Here is an 18,747-nt window from a genome sequence, read left to right on the forward strand (position 1 = left end):
GGCGACTTTCACCTGGGCGCCACCGGTCCCTTCCCCGACGTTCGCCGCTCCTGAAACACTCCTTCCGCGCGCGTTCCGTCACCATCCGGCACCCGTCCGGCCGGTTGGCCCCCCAAGGCGAGAGGCTCCTCACCCCATGCCCGAAGTCAACCGTCGCCGGTTCCTCCAACTCGCGGGCACGACAACGGCGTTCGGCGCGCTGTCGGCGAGTGTCGAGCGGGCCGCCGCGCTCCCGGCGAACCATCGCTCGGGGACCATCGAGGACGTCGAGCACATCGTCGTCCTGATGCAGGAGAACCGTTCGTTCGACCACTACTTCGGCAGACTGCGCGGCGTCCGCGGCTTCGGCGACCCGCATCCGGTGACCCTGGACACCGGCAAGTCGGTGTGGCACCAGCCCAAGGGCGACGGCACGGACGTGCTGCCCTTCCACCCCGAGGCCGACGATCTCGGCATGCGGTTCCTGGAGGGGCTTCCGCACGGCTGGTCCGACGGCCAGGACGCGTACCACAACGGCAAGTACGACCGCTGGCTGCCCGCCAAGGGCACCACCACCATGGCGTACCTGACCCGCGACGACATCCCCTTCCACTACGCCCTCGCCGACGCCTTCACCGTCTGCGACGCCTACCACTGCTCCTTCATCGGCTCCACCGACCCCAACCGCTACTACATGTGGTCGGGGCACACGGGCAACGACGGCAAGGGCGGCGGCCCGGTCCTCGGCAACGACGAACTGGGCTACGACTGGACGACGTACCCCGAGCGGCTGGAGGAGGCCGGGATCTCCTGGAAGATCTACCAGGACATCGGCGACGGCCTGGACGCGGCCGGCCACTGGGGCTGGATCGACGACGCCTACCGCGGCAACTACGGCGACAACTCCCTGCTGTACTTCAACAAGTACCGCGACGCCAAGCCCGGCGACCCCTGGTACGACAAGGCCCGCACCGGCACCGACGCGAAGAACGGCGACGGCTACTTCGACCGGCTCCGCGCCGACGTCAAGGCGGACCGGCTGCCGAAGATCTCCTGGATAGCCGCCCCGGAGGCCTTCTCCGAGCACTCCAACTGGCCGTCCAACTACGGCGCCTGGTACATCTCCCAGGTGCTGGACGCGCTCACGTCCAACCCCGCTGTGTGGGCGAAGACCGCCCTGTTCATCACGTACGACGAGAACGACGGCTTCTTCGACCACCTGGTGCCGCCGCTGCCGCCGAAGTCCGCGGCGCGGGGTCTGTCCACCGTCGACGTCTCCCTGGACGTCTTCGAGGGCAGCGGAACCCACCGCGAGGGCCTCTACGGGCTCGGCCCGCGCGTGCCCATGCTGGTCGTCTCCCCCTGGAGCAAGGGCGGCTTCGTCTGCTCGGAGACCTTCGACCACACCTCGGTCATCCGGTTCATGGAGCGCCGCTTCGGCGTGCGGGAGCCGGGCATCTCGCCGTGGCGGCGCGCGATCTGCGGCGACCTGACCGCCGCCTTCGACTTCTCCCGCGAGGACAGCCGGCCGGCCGACCTGCCGGACACCGACGCCTACGAGCCGCCGGACCGCGAACGCCACCCGGACTACCGCCCGACGCCGCCCGCGGACCCGGACATGCCCCGGCAGGAACGCGGCCTGCGCCCCGCCCGCCCCCTGCGGTACGCCCCGCGGGTGGACGGGGCCGTGGACGCGGCGGGAGGGAAGCTCACGCTCACGTTCGCCTCCGGCGCCGGTGCCGGTGCCGCCTTCCTCGTCACCTCAGGCAACCGCACCGACGGCCCCTGGACGTACACCACCGAGGCCGGCAAGAGCATCGCGGACACCTGGAACTCGGCCTACTCCGACGGTTCGTACGACCTGACCGTGCACGGCCCCAACGGTTTCCTGCGCGTCTTCCGGGGCCCCAACACGGTCACCGGACCCGAGGTCACCGCGCGGCACACCGGCGACGACGTCCGGCTGACGCTCACCAACACCGGGACCGGGACGGTCCGTCTCCGGGTCGCGAACGCCTACGGCGGGCGGAGCCGGACGATCACCGTGCGCCCCGGAGCCACCGTGCGTCACACCGTCGACCTCGCGGGGAGCCGGCGCTGGTACGACCTGAGCGTCACCTCCGAGGCCGACCCCGCGTTTCTGCGGCGCCTCGCCGGACACGTGGAGAACGGCCGGCCGGGGGTGAGCGACCCGGCGATCGTCACGGACTGACGGTCGCCGGCAGGACGTCCTACAGCCGCGTGAGGCGCCCCGGCCCCGGCTGCCGGGGCACTGTCACCGGCCCCACCGGTGCGGGTCCGACCTGGTCCTGCTTCACCTGCGCTGGTACGACTGGGTCCCTGCCCACCGGTTCCCGCCCGGCCGATGTCCGACCCACTGTCGCCCGCGCCGTCACGGTCGCCGCCGGCTCCGGCGCGGCGGCCGGTGAACCGGCGTCGTCGGGCCGCCGGGGTGTCGCCCGGCTCAGCTGGACCACGCCCCAGGCGGCCAGCGCCGCACCGGCCAGCGCGAGCAGCACACCGGCCGGGCCGCCCCGCAGCCGCTCACCGAGCAGGGACAGCCCGATCACCGCGGCGGCCACCGGGTTGGCCAGGGTCACCACCGCCAGCGGTGCGCCCAGACCGCCCCGGTACGCCGTCTGCGACAGCAGCAGTCCGCCCGCCGCGAAGGCCGCCACCAGCGCCGCCACCCCGATCACCTGTGCGCTGAGCAGCGGGCCGGAGCGGTCCGTGACGGCGACCGTGACGGTCTGGGTGAGTGCCGAGGCGACCCCGGAGGCGATGCCCGACGCCGAAGCGTGCCGCAGTCCGGGCCGGGCGCCGGGCCACGACAGCATGCCGATCAGCGCCGCCGTCGCGCCGGAGACCGCCAGTGCCTCGGACACGCTCAGTACGTCGTCGGGCGCGGGTCCGGACGCGGTGAGCAGCAGTGCGCCCAGCCCCAGCAGGGTCAGTCCGGTGCCCCGCCACTCGACCGCGCTCACCCGCCGGCCCGCCAGCCGCGCCCCCAGCGGCACCGCCGCGACCAGGGTGAGCGCGCCGAGCGGCTGGACCACGGTGAGCGGACCGTACTTCAGGGCCACGACGTGCAGCAGCGCGGCCGAGGCGTTGAGGGCGACGGACCACCACCAGGCGCCGGACGCCAGCAGCCGCAGCGCGCCCGTGCCGGAGTCGCGGGAGGCCAGCCGTTCCTGGGCGACTGCCGCGGCGGCGTAGGCACAGGCGGAGACCAGGGACAGCAGGACGGCGATCAGGGCCGCGCTCATCGGCCCGCCCCCACCAGCTCGTGCCGTTCCGACGCCGTCCGGCGGCGGAACTCGGGCCGGCGGTGTGTCACGGCACCCCGCGGCCGGTGCGCCGGTCGGATCACCGCGAGGGCGAGACCGATCAGGGCCGCCGCCACGAGCACGTCGAGCCAGTAGTGGTTCGCGGTGCCCACGATCACCAGCAGCGTCAGCAGCGGATGCAGCAGCCACAGCCATCGCAGGCGCGACCGCGTCGCGACGATCAGACCGACCGCCAGCATCAGGGCCCAGCCGAAGTGCAGCGACGGCATGGCCGCGAACTGGTTCGACAACTGGTCGGTGCTCGGCGGGCCGTACACCGAGGGACCGAAGACCCGGGCCGTGTCGATCAGCCCGGTGGCGCCCAGCAAGCGCGGCGGGGCGAGTGGAAAGAGGAGGTGCACCACCAGCGCGGCGCCGGTCACGGCGGCCAGCACCCGGCGGGCCCACACGTAGTGTCCCGGCCGTCGCAGGTAGAGCCAGACCAGGAAGGCCGCGGTGGCCGGGAAGTGGACGGCGGCGTAGTAGGTGTTCGCCGCGTGTACGAGGCCGTCGCCGTGGAGGAGCAGGGACTGCACCGCGCCCTCGTCCGGCAGCCGGAGGGCGCGTTCCCAGTCCCACACGTGGTGGGCGTTGCGGAAGGCCTCGGCGGTGTGGCCGGTCGCCAGCCGCCGGCCGAGCTTGTACACGAGGAAGAGCCCGGCCACGAGCAGGAGCTCACGGACGAGCGCCGGGCGCGCGTGCGCGTCCTGCCCTGCTTCTGCAGGCTCGGTGCGGGCGTTCATCCCCCGGCCCTTTCGCTGACGGTGGTGCTTGTGGCTCACGGGCACGGGGGCATGTGACGGTTTTCATCGATACGACCTCGTTCCGATACGCCAGTGTACCGATACGCTGATGTACCGGTACACTCGTGTATCGATAGACACGCGACACACTGTCGTAGGCCGCTCGAGGCGGCCACCAGCGCCGCTGGACCGGAAGAGGAGAGCAGAGCAGATGACGCCGCAGGCCGCGGACCGACCGGAAACGGTCGGCACCTCGCGCCGCTCCAAGCTCACGCCGGAGCGTGAGCAGGAGTTCTTCGACGCCGTGCTCGAACAGGTCCGGGCCTGCGGCTATGACGCCGTCACCATGGACGGCGTCGCGGCCAGCACCCGGTGCAGCAAGTCCACGCTCTACCGGCAGTGGAAGACCAAGCCGCAGTTCGTGGCCGCGGCGCTGCGCTCCCGCCGCCGGGCGCGCTTCGTCCGCATCGACACCGGGTCGCTGGCCGAGGACCTGCGCCAGGCGGCCCGGGCCGCGGGCGAGGGAGCGGGCAAGGACACCGGGCTGCTCCAGGCGCTCGGCCACGCGGTCATGCAGGACCCGGAGCTCCAGTGCGCGCTGCGCGAGGCGCTCGTCGAGCCGGAGATCGCCGCGCTGAGGGAGATCCTCGGGCGGGGCGTCGCGCGGGGAGAGATCCCCGCCGGCCATCCGGCACTGGAGTACGTACCGGCGCAGCTGTTCGGCATGCTGCGGATGCGGCCCGTCGTCGAGGGCGAGCAGGCCGACGCGGAGTACCTCGTCGGGTTCGTGGAGGCCGTCGTGCTGCCGGCGCTCGGCCTCCCCTGAGACTCAGGTCGCCGTCCATGGGATGACTGGACGGTGGCCTGCCCGCGCCGCACCGTGGGGACGGGGGCGGCGCGCACCCCCGGCCGGGTGGGACCCCTCTGAGCGGAAGGGGGCCCACCCGGCCGACTGCTGTCCGGGGGCCGGTCAGACGTCCTGTCCGTCGCCGCCGCCTGCGGAGGAGTCGGCCTCGATGCCCTTGGTGATCTCGTCGATCACCGACTGCCGCTCCCCGACGTCGACGCCGAACCGGACGACGACGATGCGCTCGGGGTCGGCGGGTGCCGGGAAGGCGAGCGACTCGACGTAGCCGTCGGAGCCCTCGCTGGTGACCGCCTTCCAGCGGACCAGATAGCCCTTCTGTCCGGCGACCGTGACCGCCTTGGACGCCAGTTCCTCGTGCGAGGTGATCCCGCCGTAGGACTCACCGCCGTAGGACTCCTCGGCGTTCGCCTCGATGTCGGCCTTCGCGACCGCCTCGGCGGTGCCGCCCTTCGTGCCCAGCACCACCGCGGGAGCCGAGTAGGCGCCGCCCTTGGTGCAGGTCGCGGAGGTGTCGCCGGGGCACTCGTAGCTGTCGTCCGACGTCAACCGTCGCGCCCACCGACATCTGCTGGCCCGACCAGCCGTCCGGAATGGGCAGGCTGATCCCGCTGACCGGGTCCGTCACCGATCCGCTGTCGATCGTGGGCGGTTCGGATCCGTCCGGGGAGTCGGGCGCGGGCGACTCGCCGCCCTCGCCGCCGCCCGGGCCGCCGAAGGGGTCGTTCTGGCCGCCGGGGCCGCGCCGGTCCGCCTGCGAGGAGGCGCTGTCGCCGCCCGGACCGTCGTCGGCCAGCACGTACACGCCGACACCGATGCCGGCCAGCACGGCCACGGCGGCGGCCACGGCTATACCGGTACGCAGCCGGCGCCGCCGCGCGGACGGCGGCTGGACGGGGAGCCCCGGATAGCCCGGGTGCACGGGATACGGCGCGGGCACGGTGTCGTACGCGGGCACGGTGTCGTGCACGGGCGGCTGCGCCGGAGGCTGGGCGGGCGTCTGCGCCGGGGGTTGTGCCGGCGGCGGCGTAGGAGGCTCCCACGCGGCGGCCGGTCCCGCGGGGCGGACCTGGTCCGTCCACGCCTTGCCGTCCCACCAGCGTTCGGTGGCGGGACCGTCATTCTTCTGTCCGGGGTCCGGGTACCACCCGGGAGGAGTCACCTGCGTCATGTGCCCACCGTATGAGGCGTCGGTGAAAGCGGGATGAGAGGCCCGGTGCCGGTCCGCCCGCCGCGCCCCCCTGGGCGGGCCGCCCGTCGACCCGCCCGGAGGACATCCGCCGGTCCGCGGTACGGCTCGCCGGTCCGGCGCCGCTCACGGCGGGTTGACGGCCGTCGCCCGGTACCGTCGCTGATGACGGGCTTGGCGCGTCGTCCGCGCTTTACCGCATGTCACCCGTCACGGCAACTGCTGCTCCGACACCCACCACTTGCGCCATCGGGCGGCTAGGCTCAAGGTCGTACGTCATTCGGGCGACTCGGGGAGGTAGCGGGATGACGGAGGTACGGCGGACGGGCGCCGCATCGGCCTCTCTGTGGGAGCGTGAGGAGGAAGTCGCCACCCTCACACGGGCGATCGACACCCTGTGCGCGGACCGCTCGTCCTCCGGCAGCCTCCTGGAGGCCCGGGGCGAGGCCGGACTCGGCAAGACCGCGCTGCTCGCCGAGACCCGACGGATCGCCGAGGCCCGGGGCTGCACCGTCTGGTCGGCGCGCGGCGGCGAGACCCTCAGGTCCGTCCCCTTCAACGTCGTACGCCAACTGCTCCAGCCCGCGCTCGTGTCCATGCTCCCGGAGGAGGCGCGCGAGTACCTCGGCGACTGGTACGACATCGCGGGCCCCGCCCTCGGTATCGCGGACCCCGGCGAGCGGCGGGCCGACCCGCAGGGTGTGTGCGACGGCCTGGTCGCCGCCGTACGCCGGCTCGCCCGCCGGGAGTGGCCGCTCGTGCTGCTGATCGACGACGCCCACTGGGCCGACCAGGAGACCCTGCGCTGGCTCGCCGCCTTCGCCGACCGGCTCGACGAGACCTCCGTCCTGGTCGTGATCGCCCGCCGCCCCGGCGACGTCAGCGGCGACAGCGCCCGCCTCCTGGACGCGGCCTCCGCCCTGGGCCGCCCGCTCGCCCCGCTGAACGCCCTCACCCCCGAAGCGACGGCCGGACTCACCCGCGCCACGCTGGGCGACCACGCCGACGCCGCGTTCTGCCGCGAGGTGTGGGCCGTCACCGGCGGCAACCCCTACGAGACCGTCGAACTCCTCGCCAGGACCCAGGACAGCGAACTGGAACCGGTCGAGGCCCAGGCCGCCGAACTGCGCCCGCTGAACCGCTCCGCCCGGGGCGGCGGCCTCGTCGCCCGCCTCGAGCAACTCGGCGTCGACTCCACCCGGTTCGCCTGGGCCGCCGCCATCCTCGGCAGCGGCATCACCGTCGACATGGTGGCCCGGCTCGCCACCCTCGACCACGACGACGCCGCCCGCTGCGCCGAACTGCTGCGCAACGCCCGCATCCTCGCCGCGACCGACCCCGCCGCCGGTCAACCGGACGTGTGCGAGCTGGAGTTCGTCCACCCGCTGATCGCCACCGCCGTCTACAACTCCATCCCCGGCGCGCTGCGCACGGCGATGCACGGAATAGCGGCCCAGCTGCTCGCCGACTCCCGACTCGGTGCCGCGGCCGCCTCCCGCCATCTGCTCCAGGTGTATCCCGACGACGATCCGGAGGTCGTCGAACAGCTGCGCGAAGCCGCCCGCGAGCACCTCGCCGTCGGCGCGCCGGACGCGGCCCGCCGCTGCCTCGAACGCGCCCTGGAGGAACCGCCGTTGCCCGACAGGCACGCGCGCGTGCTCTACGAACTGGGCTGCGCGTCCCTGCTCACCGCTCCCGCCACCACCATCGGGCATCTGCGCACCGCCCTCGCCATGCCCGGCCTCGACGGCGAACAACGCTTCAACGCCGTCTTCCGGCTCTCCGAGGCCCTCGTCCACAACAACCAGCTGGAGGAGGCCGTCCGCACCGTCGAGGCGGAGGCCGCCCGGAACCCGGACCCGTCCGCCCGGCTGCGGATGCAGGCCGTCCAGTACATGTGGGAGGGCATCCACCCCGGCGAGACGTCCTCGCCCGGCCGTTCCGCGCGCCTCGCCGATCTCGCCGGGACCTGCACCGGCCGGGACAACACCGAGCGCGCCCTGCTCATCCTGCGCGGCTTCGACGCCATGACCCGCGGTGAGAACGCCGAGGAGGTCGTCGAACTGTGCGACCGCACCCTCGTCAACGGCCGCCTCGCCTCCGGGCTCGGCTGGACCGACAACGAGTGGGGCCTGGAACTGCCCATGATGCTCGCCAACTGCTACGCCTACACCGACCGCCTCGACCGCGCCGAGGCACTGTTCACCGAGGCCCTGCGCGCCTACGAGACCGCCGGCTGGAGCGGCGGCCACCTCGCCCTCGCGCACACCTACGTCGGGCTCGGCCATCGCAGGCGGGGCCGCCTCAAGGAGGCCGAGGCGACCCTGCGCGAATCACTGCGCATCGCGGAACGCGTCGGCCGCGGCCTGCCGCTGTACTGGTCCGCGGTCTGCAACCTGGTCGACGTCCTGCTGGCCCGCGGCCATGTCGAGGAGGCCAGGTCGGTCGCCGACCGGTACGGCTTCGACCCGCCGTACCCGTCCACGATCGTGCTGCCCGAACCCCGCTCCGTACGCGGGCGGTTGCTGCTCGCCACGGGCCGCGTCAAGGAGGGCATCAACGAACTGGAGGCCGCCGAGAAGTCGGCGGCCGCCCGCGGCCGGCACAACCCGGTGGTGGCCCCCTGGGCGACCGAGCTCGCCCGGGCCCTCGCCGCGGAGGACCCCGCCCGCGCCGCCCGACTGGCCTCCGACGCCCGTCGCCAGGCCGAGCGCTTCGGCACGGACACCGCGATAGGGGAGGCCCTGCGCTGCGCCGCCGCGCTGGAGACCGGCCAGCGCGCGGTCCGGCTCGCCGCCCAGGCCGTCGCCTATCTCGAGTCGTCGCCCTGCCAGTACGAGCACGCCGCGGCCCGCGTGGAGTACGGCATCGCGGCCCGCTCGGCGGCCGAGCTGAACCGTGGCCTGGCGCTGGCGGACTCGTGCGGCGCGGACGGGCTGGTGGCACGGGCCCGCGAGGCACTGGCGGCGGGCTCCCTGAGCTGAGGTCAGCCGGCGGCGCCGTCCTCCTCGGCCAGCACCCGCTGGGCCGCCGCGAACGCCGAGTTCGCGGCCGGCACCCCGCAGTACACCGCCGTCTGCAGCAGCACCGCCCCGATCTCGTCCGGCGTCAGCCCGTTGCGCCGCGCCGCCCGTACGTGCATGGCCAGCTCCTCGTAGTGGCCGTGCGCGACCAGCGCCGTCATCGTGATCATGCTGCGCTCACGGCGCGAGAGGGTCGCGTCGGTCCAGATCTCGCCCCAGGCGTAGCGCGAGATGAAGTCCTGGAAGCGGGCGGTGAACGGGGTCTGCCGCCCCTGCGCCCGGTCCACGTGCGCGTCGCCGAGCACCTCGCGCCGTACCGCCATGCCCCGCCTGGCACCGCCGTCGAAGTGCGCCCGCAGCGCGGTCAGCACCGCCTCGGGACGCTCCGCCGGCGCCAGGTGCGAGGCCCCCGGCAGCTCGGTCAGCGTCGCGTCCGGCACCGCGTCGGCGATCTCCCGCAGATGCGCGGGCGGCGTCGCCGGGTCCTGGCGGCCCGCGATCAGCAGTGTCGGCGCGGTGATGTCGCCGAGCCGGTCCCGCAGGTCGAACGCGGCCAGCGCGTCGCAGCAGGCGGCGTACGCCTCCGGATCGGCGTCCCGGTGGTCCCGGACCAGCTCCGGCACGGTGAACCCCGGTGTGAACCACCGGTCGTCCGCGCTCGCCGCGAGCTTCGCCAGGCCCTCCGCGCGCACCGTCGCGGCCCGTTCCTCCCACGCCTTCGCACCGTTGAAGTGCGCCGACGAGCAGACGACGGCCAGCGACGACACCCGCTCCGGATGGTGCACGGCCAGATGCAGACCCACCGCGCCGCCCAGCGACACCCCGGCGTAGGCGAACCGCTGAACCCCGAGCGAGTCGGCGAGCGCGAGCACCAGGCCGGCGAGGTCACCGACGGTGGCGCCCGGCCCGATCAGCTCCGCCGCCGAACCCCCGTGACCCGGCAGGTCCCAGCGGATCACCCGGTGCCCGATGGACAGCTCGGGCGCCACCTTGTCCCACAGCGCGTACGAGGTGCCCAGCGAGGGACCCAGCAGCACCGGGGGAGCGGAGAGGGGGCCTTCGGACAGGTGGTTAAGCATGGTCAACGTCGCTCCAGAGCACGGTCGGTCAGGGCTTCGGCGGAGCCGGTGTAACGGGCGGGGTCGGTCAGCGCGCCGAGGTCGAGGCCGGACAACTCCGGTACCTCGGCCAGAAGTTCACCCAGACCACGGTCCTCGGCGTACGTCCGCCCGGCCAGCTCGGTGAGCAGCTCCTTGGCGCGGGCGCGCCCGAGCACCGGCGCCAGTTCGGCGGAGAGCCGCTCGGACACGATCAGCCCGTGGGTGAGGCCGAGGTGCGCACGCATCGCGTCCGGGCGGACCTGGAGCCCCTCGGTCAGCTCCGCGGCGTCACGGGCCGCGCCGCCGGTCAGCCGCAGCAGGTCCCGCAGCGGCTCCCACTCGGCGTGCCAGGCACCGGCCGGCCGCTCGTCCTCCGCGGCCAGCGAGCCGTACAGCGTGGCCGCGAGCTGCGGCGCGCGCCGGGCGGCGGCCGCGATCAGCGTGGACCGTACGGGATTGGCCTTGTGCGGCATCGCCGACGAGCCGCCTCCGCTGCCCTCGGCGACCTCGGCGGTCTCGGTGCGGGAGAGGACGAGCACGTCCGCCGCGATCTTCCCGAGCGCCCCGGCGGTGAAGGCGAGGCAGCCGGCCAGGTCGGCGACCGGCGTGCGCAGCGTGTGCCAGGGCAACAAGGGGGCCCGCAGGCCCAGTTCACGGGCGTACGCCGCCGGCAGCGCGGTCGGGTCCGTCGCGCCGTACGCCCCGAAGGCGGCCAGGGTGCCCGCCGCGCCGCCGAGTTGGGCGGGCAGCGCGTCGCGTACGGCGGTGATCCGGTCCCGTGCGTCGAGGACCAGCGTGCGCCAGCCGGCCGCCTTCAGCCCGAAGGTCGTCGGCACGGCGTGCTGGGTGAGCGTCCGGCCCGGCATCGCCGTGTCCCGGTGCTCGGCGGCCAGCCGGGCCAGCGCCCGCTCGGTGCGGGCGAGGTCGGCCAGCAGCAGGTCCAGGGTGCGGGCGGCGACCAGAACCGTCGCCGAGTCCAGGATGTCCTGGCTGGTCGCGCCCCGGTGCACGTACGGCCCGTACTCCTCGCCCACCGCCCGCGTCAGGTCGGCCACCAGCGGGATCACCGGGTTCCCGCCGCCGCGGGCGCGCTCGGCCAGGGAGCGGACGTCGAACCGGTCCGGGTCGGCCGCGTCGGTCACCGCCGCAGCCGCCTCGGCCGGGGCGAGTCCCAGCCCGGCCTGAGCACGGGTCAGCGCCGCCTCCGCGTCGAGCAGCGCCCGCAGGAAGGCGCGGTCGTCGGTGGCGTCGGCGGCCGGCGAGCCCGTCCATCCGGGGGCGAGCAGGCCGCCCGTGTCGGTAGCTGATGTCACTGGAACTCCAGGAAGACCGTCTCGCCCTCGCCCTGAAGGCGGATGTCGAAACGGTACGTCCCGTTGCCCTCGTCCGTGGCGATCAGCGTGTCGCGGCGCTCGGCGTCCACCCGGGACAGCAGCGGGTCAGCCGCGAGCGCCGCTTCGTCGCCCGGCAGGTAGATCCGGGTGAACAGGTGCACGAGCAGCCCGCGCGCGAACACGCACACGCTGACGTACGGCGCGCTGCCCCCGCGCGCCCCGGGCCGCAGCGTCCGCGCGTACCAGTGGCCGTTCGCGTCGGTCTGGATGCGCCCGAAGCCGGTGAACTCCACGCCGTTGCGGCCGAGGAAGCCGCCGGAGGCCGGGTCGCGGCGCATGGAGCCGTCGGCCGTCGGCAGCTTGCCGTCCGGGCCGGGCCCCCACACCTCGAGGAGCGCGTCCGGCAGGGGGGCGCCCTCGCCGTCGTACACGTACCCGTGCACGGTGACCGTGTCCGGGTGCCCGGCGGGTGCGATGTCCTCGCCGCCGCGGAAGGGCAGCGCGTACCCGTAGAAGGGGCCGACCGTGTGCGACGGCGTCGGCAGCACGTTCTCCGGGATGCTCGTGTCGGTCTTCGTCATGGCGGGTCAGCGTCCTTCTTCGATCCAGGTGGCGTTCGGGCCGTCGAGCACGATGTCCCAGTGGTAGCCGAGCGAGAACTCGGGCACGGACAGGCTGTGGTCGTACGTCGCGATCAGCCGCTGCCGGGCGGCGTCGTCCGTCACGGACTGCAGGATCGGGTCGTACGGGAACAGCGGGTCGTTGGGGAAGTACATCTGCGTCACGAGCCGCTGGGTGAAGGCCGAGCCGAACACCGAGAAGTGGATGTGGGCGGGGCGCCAGGCGTTGACGTGGTTGCGCCACGGGTAGGGGCCGGGCTGGACGGTGGTGAAGCGGTAGAAGCCGTCGTCGTCGGAGAGGGTGCGGCCCACGCCGGTGAAGTTCGGGTCCAGCGGGGCGTCGTGCTGCTCGCGCTGGTGGGCGTAGCGGCCAGCCGAGTTCGCCTGCCAGATCTCGACGAGCTGGCCGCGCACGGGCCTGCCGTCGCGGTCCAGGAGGCGCCCGGAGACGGTGATGCGCTCGCCGACCGGCTCCCCGGTGTGCTGCCGGGTCAGGTCGTTGTCGATCTCGGTGATGTCCCGCTCCCCGAAGGCGGGGGAGGACAGCTCCACCAGTTCCGGGTCCTTGGAGACGTCGATGGAGACCGGCGGCCGCTTCGGGTGGCGCAGTACCGAGGAGCGGTACGGGGCGTAGTCGCGGCGCGGGTGGTGCTCGACGGGCGCGCCGCCGGCGACCCGCTTCTCGTACGCGGCGTGCTCGGCCGCGATCTCCGCGTCGATGTCGTGCTGGGTGAGAGTCATCGTGATTCCCGTGGGTGACGTGGCTAGCGGTCGAGGACGAGGGCGAGGCCCTGGCCGACACCGATGCAGAGGGTGGCGACGCCGGTGCCGCCGCCCTTGCGGGCGAGCTGGTGGGCGACGGTGCCGGCGAGGCGGGCACCGGAGGCGCCCAGCGGATGGCCCAGCGCGATGGCGCCGCCGTGGGGGTTGAGGATCGCGGGGTCGAAGTCGGGCCACTCGGCCACACAGCCCAGCACCTGGGCGGCGAACGCCTCGTTGAGTTCGAGGACGTCGAGGTCGGCGAAGGTGCGGCCGGCCTTGGCGAGGGCGCGGTTGACCGCCTCGACGGGGGCGAGACCGAAGTAGTGCGGGTCGGTCGCCGAGACACCGGTGGCTCGGACGCGGGCGAGCGGCTCGCGGCCGGTGGCCTTCAGACCCTCCTCGTCGACCAGGAGCAGGGCGGCGGCGCCGTCGTTGAGCGGGGAGGCGTTCCCGGCGGTGACCGTGCCGTCGGCGGTCTTCCGGAACGAGGGCTTGAGCTTCGCCATCGCCTCCAGCGAAGCGGTCGGGCGTACGCACTCGTCGGCGGCGAAGTCCACCGGGTCGCCCTTGCGCCGCGGCACGGGTACGGGCGCGATCTCGCCGTCGAACAGGCCGTCGGCCTGGGCACGGGCGGCCTTGTGGTGGGAGGCGAGGGCGTACTCGTCCTGCCGCTCACGGGTGATCCCGTGCTTGTCCGCGATCAGCTCCGCCGACTCCCCCAGCGGAATCGTCCACTGCGGGTCCATCCTCGGGTTGACCATGCGCCAGCCCAGGGTGGTGGAGTACAGCTCGGTGTGCCCGGCCGGGAAGGGCCGGTCCGACTTGGGCAGCACGTACGGCGCCCGGGTCATCGACTCCACGCCGCCCGCCAGGGCGACGCGGGCGTCACCGACGGCGATGGCACGGGCGGCCTGGATCACCGCTTCGAGGCCGGAGGCGCACAGCCGGTTCACGGTCACGCCGGGGACGGTGGTGGGCAGGCCGGCCAGCAGTCCCGCCATGCGGGCGACGTTGCGGTTCTCCTCGCCGGCGCCGTTGGCGTTGCCGAAATACACGTCCTCGATCCGGGAGGGGTCCAGGTCCGGGGTGCGGGCGAGGAGTTCACGGATCGCGTGCGCGGCCAGGTCGTCCGGGCGTACGTCCGCCAGGGAGCCGTTGTACTTGCCGAACGGGGTGCGCACCGCGTCGACGATGTAGACGTCCTTCACTTCAGGTCCTCCACGATGACGAGTTCGGCGTCGGTCTTGGCGACGACCTCGTCGACGCCGACGCCCGGTGCGGTCTCGACCAGGACCAGGCCGTCGTCGGTGACGTCGAGGACGCCGAGATCGGTGATGACCCGGTTCACACACGCCTTGCCCGTGAGCGGCAGCGCGCACTCCTGGAGGATCTTGGGGGAGCCGTCCTTGGCGGTGTGGGTCATCACCACGATCACGGTGCGGGCGCCGTGGACGAGGTCCATCGCGCCGCCGATCCCGGTGATCATCTTGCCCGGAATGGCCCAGTTGGCCAGGTCGCCGCCGGCCGAGACCTGCATGGCCCCCAGCACGGCGACGTCGATGTGCCCGCCGCGGATCATGCCGAAGGACAGCGCCGAGTCGAAGAAGGAGGCGCCCGGCAGGACCGTCACCGTCTCCTTGCCGGCGTTGATGAGGTCCGGGTCCACCTCCGCCTCGGTCGGATACCGGCCGGTGCCCAGGATCCCGTTCTCGGACTCCAGGGTCACCTCCACACCCTCCGGGAGGTAGTTGGGGATCAGCGTGGGCAGGCCGATGCCGAGGTTGACGTACTGCCCGTCCTCCAGCTCACGCGCGGCCCGCGCGGCCATCTGTTCACGTGTCCAGGCCATCAGGAACTCACCGTCCGCCGCTCGATCCTCTTGTCCGCCGCCTGCTCCGCCGTCAGCGCGACGACCCGCTGCACGAAGATCCCCGGCAGATGCACCGCGTCCGGGTCGATCTCGCCCGGCTCCACCAGCTCCTCCACCTCGGCGACCGTCACCCGCCCGGCCATCGCGGCCAGCGGGTTGAAGTTCCGGGACGACTTGTTGAACACCAGGTTCCCGTGCCGGTCGCCCTTCGCGGCCCGCACCAGCGCGAAGTCGGTACGGATGCCGTGCTCCAGCACGTACTGGGTTCCGTCGAACTCGCGGACCTCCTTCGGCGGCGACGCCAGCGCGATGCCGCCGGAGCCGTCGTAGCGCCACGGCAGCCCGCCGTCGGCGACCTGTGTGCCCACCCCGGCAGGGGTGTAGAAGGCGGGAATCCCGGCCCCGCCGGCCCGCAGCCGCTCGGCCAGCGTGCCCTGCGGGATCATCTCCACCTCCAGCTCCCCGCCGAGGTACTGCCGGGCGAACTCCTTGTTCGCCCCGATGTAGGACCCGGTCACCCGGGCGATCCGGCCCGCGGCCAGCAGGACCGCCAGTCCTGACTCCATCGCGCCGCAGTTGTTGGAGACCACCGACAGTCCGCCGGTCCCACGCTCGTGCAGCGCCTGGATCAGTACGTTCGGCACACCGCTCAGCCCGAAACCGCCCACCGCCAGCGACGCGCCGTCCCGCACGTCGGCCACTGCCTCACCGGCCGTGGCCACCACCTTGTCCATCCGAGAAGCCCCATCTCTTGCAAGCGCCCCGGATCGCGGACCGAAGTGGCGAATTAGTCAGGGCACTGAGTATTTCAGCGAGGTTCCCCACACGCTGCCACCGGACAGCCGGGGCGTCAAGACCTCGAAAAACACGAGGTGAATCGCTTGACATGGCAGCGGACAGTCCCTGTCTGCCCGATGTATCGTCAGTGCACCGACGAAAATGGATCACAGGAGCGCACATGGCCGCGGTCGACCTGACCACCCATCCCGGGCACCTGGCCCGGCGGCTGCAGCAGGCGCACTACCTGCTGTGGAACACGATGGTCTCCGAGGAGATCACCTCGCCGCAGTTCGCGGTCCTCAACGCGCTCGTCAGCGAGCCGGACCGCCTGGACCAGCGAACCGTCGGGGAACGAGTGGGCCTGGACCGGTCCACCATCGCCGAGGTGATCAGCCGGCTCGGCCGCCGCGGACTGCTGGACAAGGTCCGTGACCCGCGGGACGGCCGTCGTTTCCTGCTGCGCCTCACCGACGAGGGGCTGCGCGTCCACCGCAAGCTGACCGTGCGTACGGCCCGGATGAACCAGGTCTTCCTCGCCCCGCTCTCCGCCGACGAGCAGGCCGTGTTCTTCGACCTCATCCGGCGGGTCGCCGACGCCACCGAGGGGCTGCGCAACCCGACCGCGCCCGCGGCGGTCCCGAGCTGAGCAGGTCCGGGAAGGGCGGGAAGGGCCGAGCGGGGTCGAGCGGGGTAGAGCGGGGCTGATCAGGGCTGCTTCGTCGTATCGGCGTACACCACCCACACCTGGCCCTCGGCGAAGTTCAGCGGGGTGCCGTCCGCGGTGGTGAAGGACGTGCCGTCCGCGGCCGCGCCGCGCTTCCAGGTCGCGGCGTGGGCGCGCCCGTCGCGCAGTACCTCCGCCCGCCCGGAGCCCACCGACTCGACGTACGGCGAGTTGTTGCCCAGGTAGTCGCGGAAGTCCGACTCGCGTACGTTCACGTGCTGCACGACCACCGTCGCCGGTGCCAGCCGCCCGCCGCCGGCCGTCCGGGCCGGGGCGCCGTCCATGGAGACCAGCCAGCGGTCCCGGCTCCCGGACCAGGTGAAGGTGAAGGACGCCGACGGGTAGCGCACGGTGCGCAAGGACGCGGCCGTGCCGCCCTCGGGAGCCTCGCCGTGGCGGAAGCCCGTGGTCAGGGCCTCGGCGCCCGCGGGTCCCGGCAGCAGCCGGCCGGGCCGCACATAGAGGTTGTGCGGGGCGGGCCGGCCCTCGTCGCGGACGTAGGCGTCGGATTCCCCGCCGGGCGGCTCCGCGCGCAGCGGTGCCTTGTCGATGAGCGGCAGCAGCTTGTTCTGCGCACCGGAGAAGGCCAGCGTCGGCCGGTCGAACTGGCGCAGCAGCTCCAGGTCGGACTCGCGGGCGCTGCGCACCGGCCCGACCGACTCGGGCAGTTCGGTCGCGTAGACCGCCAGCAGACGGCTCAGCCCGCCCTCCACCGGTTCCACGTAGACCACGTCCGCGGCGTCCAGGCCCGTCTGCGGGCGGGCCGCTCGTACGTTGTCGACCTTCACGGCGAGCAGCGAGCCTCCCCGGCCCTTCGCGCTGGGCGACGACTCCCGGTCAGGTGCGCGTCGGTCGTCCTCCTTCACGGGTTCGGGCCCGGATCCGACCGTGCAGCCCGCCATCAGCGAGACGGCCACCGCCGCGGTCAGCAGCGCGGCGCCGCGTCGCCCGTGCGTTCCGTCCCGCCGCTGCGTCCCGCGCCACCTGTGCGTGTGCGTCTGTCGCATCCCGACCACCCGTCCGCCCATCCCGTGTCACTGATTGTGCGCTTCTGAAAGCTTTTAGTGCCATACATGACCGAATCTGATACGGCACGCGGAGCGGGGCACATGATCCGCTGTTCGGACGAAAGGGGCGGCGGTTCGCTGCGGGACGCCTCGGGTACCCGGCCGCCACACAGAACCGAGGCGCACGGGCGACGGAGGGAGCGCGAGGCGATGAAGGCAGTGACGTGGCAGGGCAAGCGGGACGTGCGGGTGGAGGACGTGCCCGATCCGAGGATCCAGGAGCCGACGGACGCGGTCATCCGCGTCACGTCCTCCGGACTGTGCGGCTCCGACCTGCATCTCTACGAGGTGCTCACTCCGTTCATGACACCGGGCGACATCCTCGGCCACGAACCCATGGGCATCGTGGAGGAGGTCGGCTCCGAGGTGACCGGGCTGAAGCCCGGTGACCGGGTCGTGGTGCCGTTCCAGATCGCGTGCGGGCACTGCTTCATGTGCGGCACCGGACTGCCGACCCAGTGCGAGACCACCCAGGTCACCGGCGAGGGCATGGGCGCCCCACTGTTCGGCTACACCCGTCTGTACGGCGCCGTCCCCGGCGGGCAGGCCCAGTACCTGCGCGTGCCGCAGGCCCAGTACGGACCGATCAAGGTGCCCGAGGGCCCGGCCGACGACCGTTTCGTCTACCTCTCCGACGTCCTGCCCACCGCCTGGCAGGCCGTCCAGTACGCCGCCGTCCCGCAGGGCGGCACCCTCGCCGTGCTCGGGCTCGGCCCGATCGGCGACATGGCCTGCCGGATCGCCAAGGCCAAGGGCGCAGGACGCGTCTTCGGCGTGGACCTGGTGCCGGAGCGGCTGCGGCGGGCCCGCGAGCGGGGCGTGGAGACGTACGACCTGCGGTCCTTCGACAACGAGAAGGAACTCGTCGCGGCGATCCAGGACCAGACCGACGGCCGCGGCCCCGACGCCGTGATCGACGCGGTCGGCACCGAGGCGCACGGCGGCGTCGTCGCCAAACTGGTCCAGCAGACCGCCGCGGTGATGCCCCGGGCCCTCGGCGGCCCCCTGGCGGAACGGTTCAGCGTCGACCGGCTCGCGGCCCTCTACACCGCCATCGAACTGGTGCGCCGCGGCGGCACGATCTCCCTGTCCGGCGTGTACGGCGGCATGGCCGACCCGATGCCGTTGCTCACCCTGTTCGACAAGCAGATCCAGCTGCGGATGGGGCAGGCCAACGTACGCCGGTGGAGCGACGAGATCATCCCGTACCTGACGGACGAGGACCCGCTCGGCGTCGACGACTTCGCCACCCACCGGGTGCCGCTGACGGACGCGCCGCACGCGTACGAGATGTTCCAGAAGAAGCAGGACGGCGCGGTCAAGGTGCTGCTGAAGCCGTAGGGACCGGGCGTCCTCGGCAGCGCC

General features: G+C 73.2%; 15 protein-coding genes and 1 pseudogene. 5 read left to right on the forward strand and 11 right to left on the reverse strand.

The window, feature by feature from the left end:
* Positions 1–136: 136 nt before the first annotated feature.
* Positions 137–2,191, forward strand: coding sequence for a phosphocholine-specific phospholipase C (locus QC283_RS06690; protein ID WP_279560430.1), 2,055 nt, complete (start codon positions 137–139; stop codon positions 2,189–2,191).
* 19 nt (positions 2,192–2,210) lie between these two features.
* Here QC283_RS06690 and QC283_RS06695 read toward each other — a convergent pair whose 3' ends face one another.
* Positions 2,211–3,245 carry a hypothetical protein gene (locus tag QC283_RS06695; RefSeq protein WP_279560431.1) on the reverse strand — a complete coding sequence of 345 codons (1,035 nt, stop codon included), beginning with the start codon at positions 3,243–3,245 and terminating at the stop codon, positions 2,211–2,213.
* A complete protein-coding gene (locus QC283_RS06700; RefSeq protein ID WP_279560432.1) occupies positions 3,242–4,048 on the reverse strand; it encodes a phosphatase PAP2 family protein in 807 nt (268 codons plus the stop codon). The genes QC283_RS06695 and QC283_RS06700 overlap by 4 nt, the downstream gene beginning before the upstream one ends.
* Positions 4,049–4,259: 211 nt before the next feature.
* On the opposite strand from QC283_RS06700, the gene QC283_RS06705 reads away from it, so the two are divergent.
* Positions 4,260–4,874, forward strand: a complete 615-nt coding sequence (locus tag QC283_RS06705; protein WP_279560433.1) for a TetR/AcrR family transcriptional regulator — start codon at positions 4,260–4,262, stop codon at positions 4,872–4,874.
* A gap of 144 nt (positions 4,875–5,018) precedes the next feature.
* On the opposite strand, the pseudogene QC283_RS06710 reads toward QC283_RS06705, so the two are convergent.
* Positions 5,019–6,084 (reverse strand): annotated as a pseudogene (locus tag QC283_RS06710) (DUF2510 domain-containing protein).
* Between the two features lie 323 nt (positions 6,085–6,407).
* Here QC283_RS06710 and QC283_RS06715 point away from each other — a divergent pair.
* Positions 6,408–9,086: an ATP-binding protein gene (locus QC283_RS06715; RefSeq protein ID WP_279560434.1), complete on the forward strand. Its 2,679-nt coding sequence runs from the start codon at positions 6,408–6,410 to the stop codon at positions 9,084–9,086.
* Positions 9,087–9,088: 2 nt separating this feature from the next.
* On the opposite strand, the gene pcaDC is transcribed toward QC283_RS06715, so the two are convergent.
* The 7 genes from pcaDC to QC283_RS06750 are packed head-to-tail and all read right to left on the reverse strand — an operon-like array spanning position 9,089 to position 15,545.
* Positions 9,089–10,204: a bifunctional 3-oxoadipate enol-lactonase/4-carboxymuconolactone decarboxylase PcaDC gene (pcaDC, locus tag QC283_RS06720; RefSeq protein WP_279560435.1), complete on the reverse strand. Its 1,116-nt coding sequence runs from the start codon at positions 10,202–10,204 to the stop codon at positions 9,089–9,091.
* Between the two features lie 2 nt (positions 10,205–10,206).
* The gene (pcaB, locus tag QC283_RS06725) at positions 10,207–11,538 is read right to left on the reverse strand and encodes a 3-carboxy-cis,cis-muconate cycloisomerase (protein WP_279560436.1); all 1,332 of its coding nucleotides are present in this window, start codon (positions 11,536–11,538) and stop codon (positions 10,207–10,209) included.
* Complete coding sequence (gene pcaG / locus QC283_RS06730; RefSeq protein WP_279560437.1) at positions 11,535–12,140, reverse strand: protocatechuate 3,4-dioxygenase subunit alpha; 606 nt, start codon at positions 12,138–12,140, stop codon at positions 11,535–11,537. The genes pcaB and pcaG overlap by 4 nt, the downstream gene beginning before the upstream one ends.
* Before the next feature lie 6 nt (positions 12,141–12,146).
* The gene (gene pcaH / locus QC283_RS06735) at positions 12,147–12,920 is read right to left on the reverse strand and encodes a protocatechuate 3,4-dioxygenase subunit beta (protein ID WP_279560438.1); all 774 of its coding nucleotides are present in this window, start codon (positions 12,918–12,920) and stop codon (positions 12,147–12,149) included.
* A gap of 23 nt (positions 12,921–12,943) precedes the next feature.
* Positions 12,944–14,149 carry a thiolase family protein gene (locus tag QC283_RS06740; protein WP_279560439.1) on the reverse strand — a complete coding sequence of 402 codons (1,206 nt, stop codon included), beginning with the start codon at positions 14,147–14,149 and terminating at the stop codon, positions 12,944–12,946.
* Positions 14,146–14,790, reverse strand: a complete 645-nt coding sequence (locus tag QC283_RS06745; RefSeq protein ID WP_279560440.1) for a CoA transferase subunit B — start codon at positions 14,788–14,790, stop codon at positions 14,146–14,148. The genes QC283_RS06740 and QC283_RS06745 overlap by 4 nt, the downstream gene beginning before the upstream one ends.
* Positions 14,790–15,545, reverse strand: coding sequence for a CoA transferase subunit A (locus QC283_RS06750; RefSeq protein ID WP_279560441.1), 756 nt, complete (start codon positions 15,543–15,545; stop codon positions 14,790–14,792). The genes QC283_RS06745 and QC283_RS06750 overlap by 1 nt, the downstream gene beginning before the upstream one ends.
* A 224-nt stretch (positions 15,546–15,769) precedes the next feature.
* Here QC283_RS06750 and QC283_RS06755 point away from each other — a divergent pair, with 224 nt between their 5' ends.
* Positions 15,770–16,237, forward strand: a complete 468-nt coding sequence (locus QC283_RS06755) for a MarR family winged helix-turn-helix transcriptional regulator (RefSeq protein WP_279560442.1) — start codon at positions 15,770–15,772, stop codon at positions 16,235–16,237.
* 59 nt (positions 16,238–16,296) lie between these two features.
* Here QC283_RS06755 and QC283_RS06760 read toward each other — a convergent pair whose 3' ends face one another.
* On the reverse strand, positions 16,297–17,322 hold the full coding sequence (locus QC283_RS06760; RefSeq protein ID WP_443032560.1) for a DUF3048 domain-containing protein: 1,026 nt from the start codon (positions 17,320–17,322) through the stop codon (positions 16,297–16,299).
* Between the two features lie 210 nt (positions 17,323–17,532).
* On the opposite strand from QC283_RS06760, the gene QC283_RS06765 reads away from it, so the two are divergent.
* Positions 17,533–18,723: a zinc-dependent alcohol dehydrogenase gene (locus QC283_RS06765; RefSeq protein ID WP_279560443.1), complete on the forward strand. Its 1,191-nt coding sequence runs from the start codon at positions 17,533–17,535 to the stop codon at positions 18,721–18,723.
* The last annotated feature ends 24 nt before the right edge of the window (positions 18,724–18,747 follow it).

The sequence above is a fragment of the Streptomyces sp. DH41 genome (genome assembly GCF_029813785.1).
Classification (GTDB): domain Bacteria; phylum Actinomycetota; class Actinomycetes; order Streptomycetales; family Streptomycetaceae; genus Streptomyces.

Excerpts from the sequence above, each read along its gene's own strand:
- QC283_RS06760 (WP_443032560.1), bottom strand. The coding sequence starts at position 17,322 with ATGCGACAGACGCACACGCACAGGTGGCGCGGGACGCAGCGGCGGGAC.
- QC283_RS06750 (WP_279560441.1), bottom strand. The coding sequence starts at position 15,545 with ATGGACAAGGTGGTGGCCACGGCCGGTGAGGCAGTGGCCGACGTGCGG.
- QC283_RS06765 (WP_279560443.1), top strand. The coding sequence starts at position 17,533 with ATGAAGGCAGTGACGTGGCAGGGCAAGCGGGACGTGCGGGTGGAGGAC.
- QC283_RS06705 (WP_279560433.1), top strand. The coding sequence starts at position 4,260 with ATGACGCCGCAGGCCGCGGACCGACCGGAAACGGTCGGCACCTCGCGC.
- pcaH (WP_279560438.1), bottom strand. The coding sequence starts at position 12,920 with ATGACTCTCACCCAGCACGACATCGACGCGGAGATCGCGGCCGAGCAC.
- QC283_RS06715 (WP_279560434.1), top strand. The coding sequence starts at position 6,408 with ATGACGGAGGTACGGCGGACGGGCGCCGCATCGGCCTCTCTGTGGGAG.
- QC283_RS06745 (WP_279560440.1), bottom strand. The coding sequence starts at position 14,790 with ATGGCCTGGACACGTGAACAGATGGCCGCGCGGGCCGCGCGTGAGCTG.
- pcaDC (WP_279560435.1), bottom strand. The coding sequence starts at position 10,204 with ATGCTTAACCACCTGTCCGAAGGCCCCCTCTCCGCTCCCCCGGTGCTG.
- QC283_RS06755 (WP_279560442.1), top strand. The coding sequence starts at position 15,770 with ATGGCCGCGGTCGACCTGACCACCCATCCCGGGCACCTGGCCCGGCGG.
- QC283_RS06695 (WP_279560431.1), bottom strand. The coding sequence starts at position 3,245 with ATGAGCGCGGCCCTGATCGCCGTCCTGCTGTCCCTGGTCTCCGCCTGT.
- pcaG (WP_279560437.1), bottom strand. The coding sequence starts at position 12,140 with ATGACGAAGACCGACACGAGCATCCCGGAGAACGTGCTGCCGACGCCG.
- QC283_RS06700 (WP_279560432.1), bottom strand. The coding sequence starts at position 4,048 with ATGAACGCCCGCACCGAGCCTGCAGAAGCAGGGCAGGACGCGCACGCG.
- QC283_RS06690 (WP_279560430.1), top strand. The coding sequence starts at position 137 with ATGCCCGAAGTCAACCGTCGCCGGTTCCTCCAACTCGCGGGCACGACA.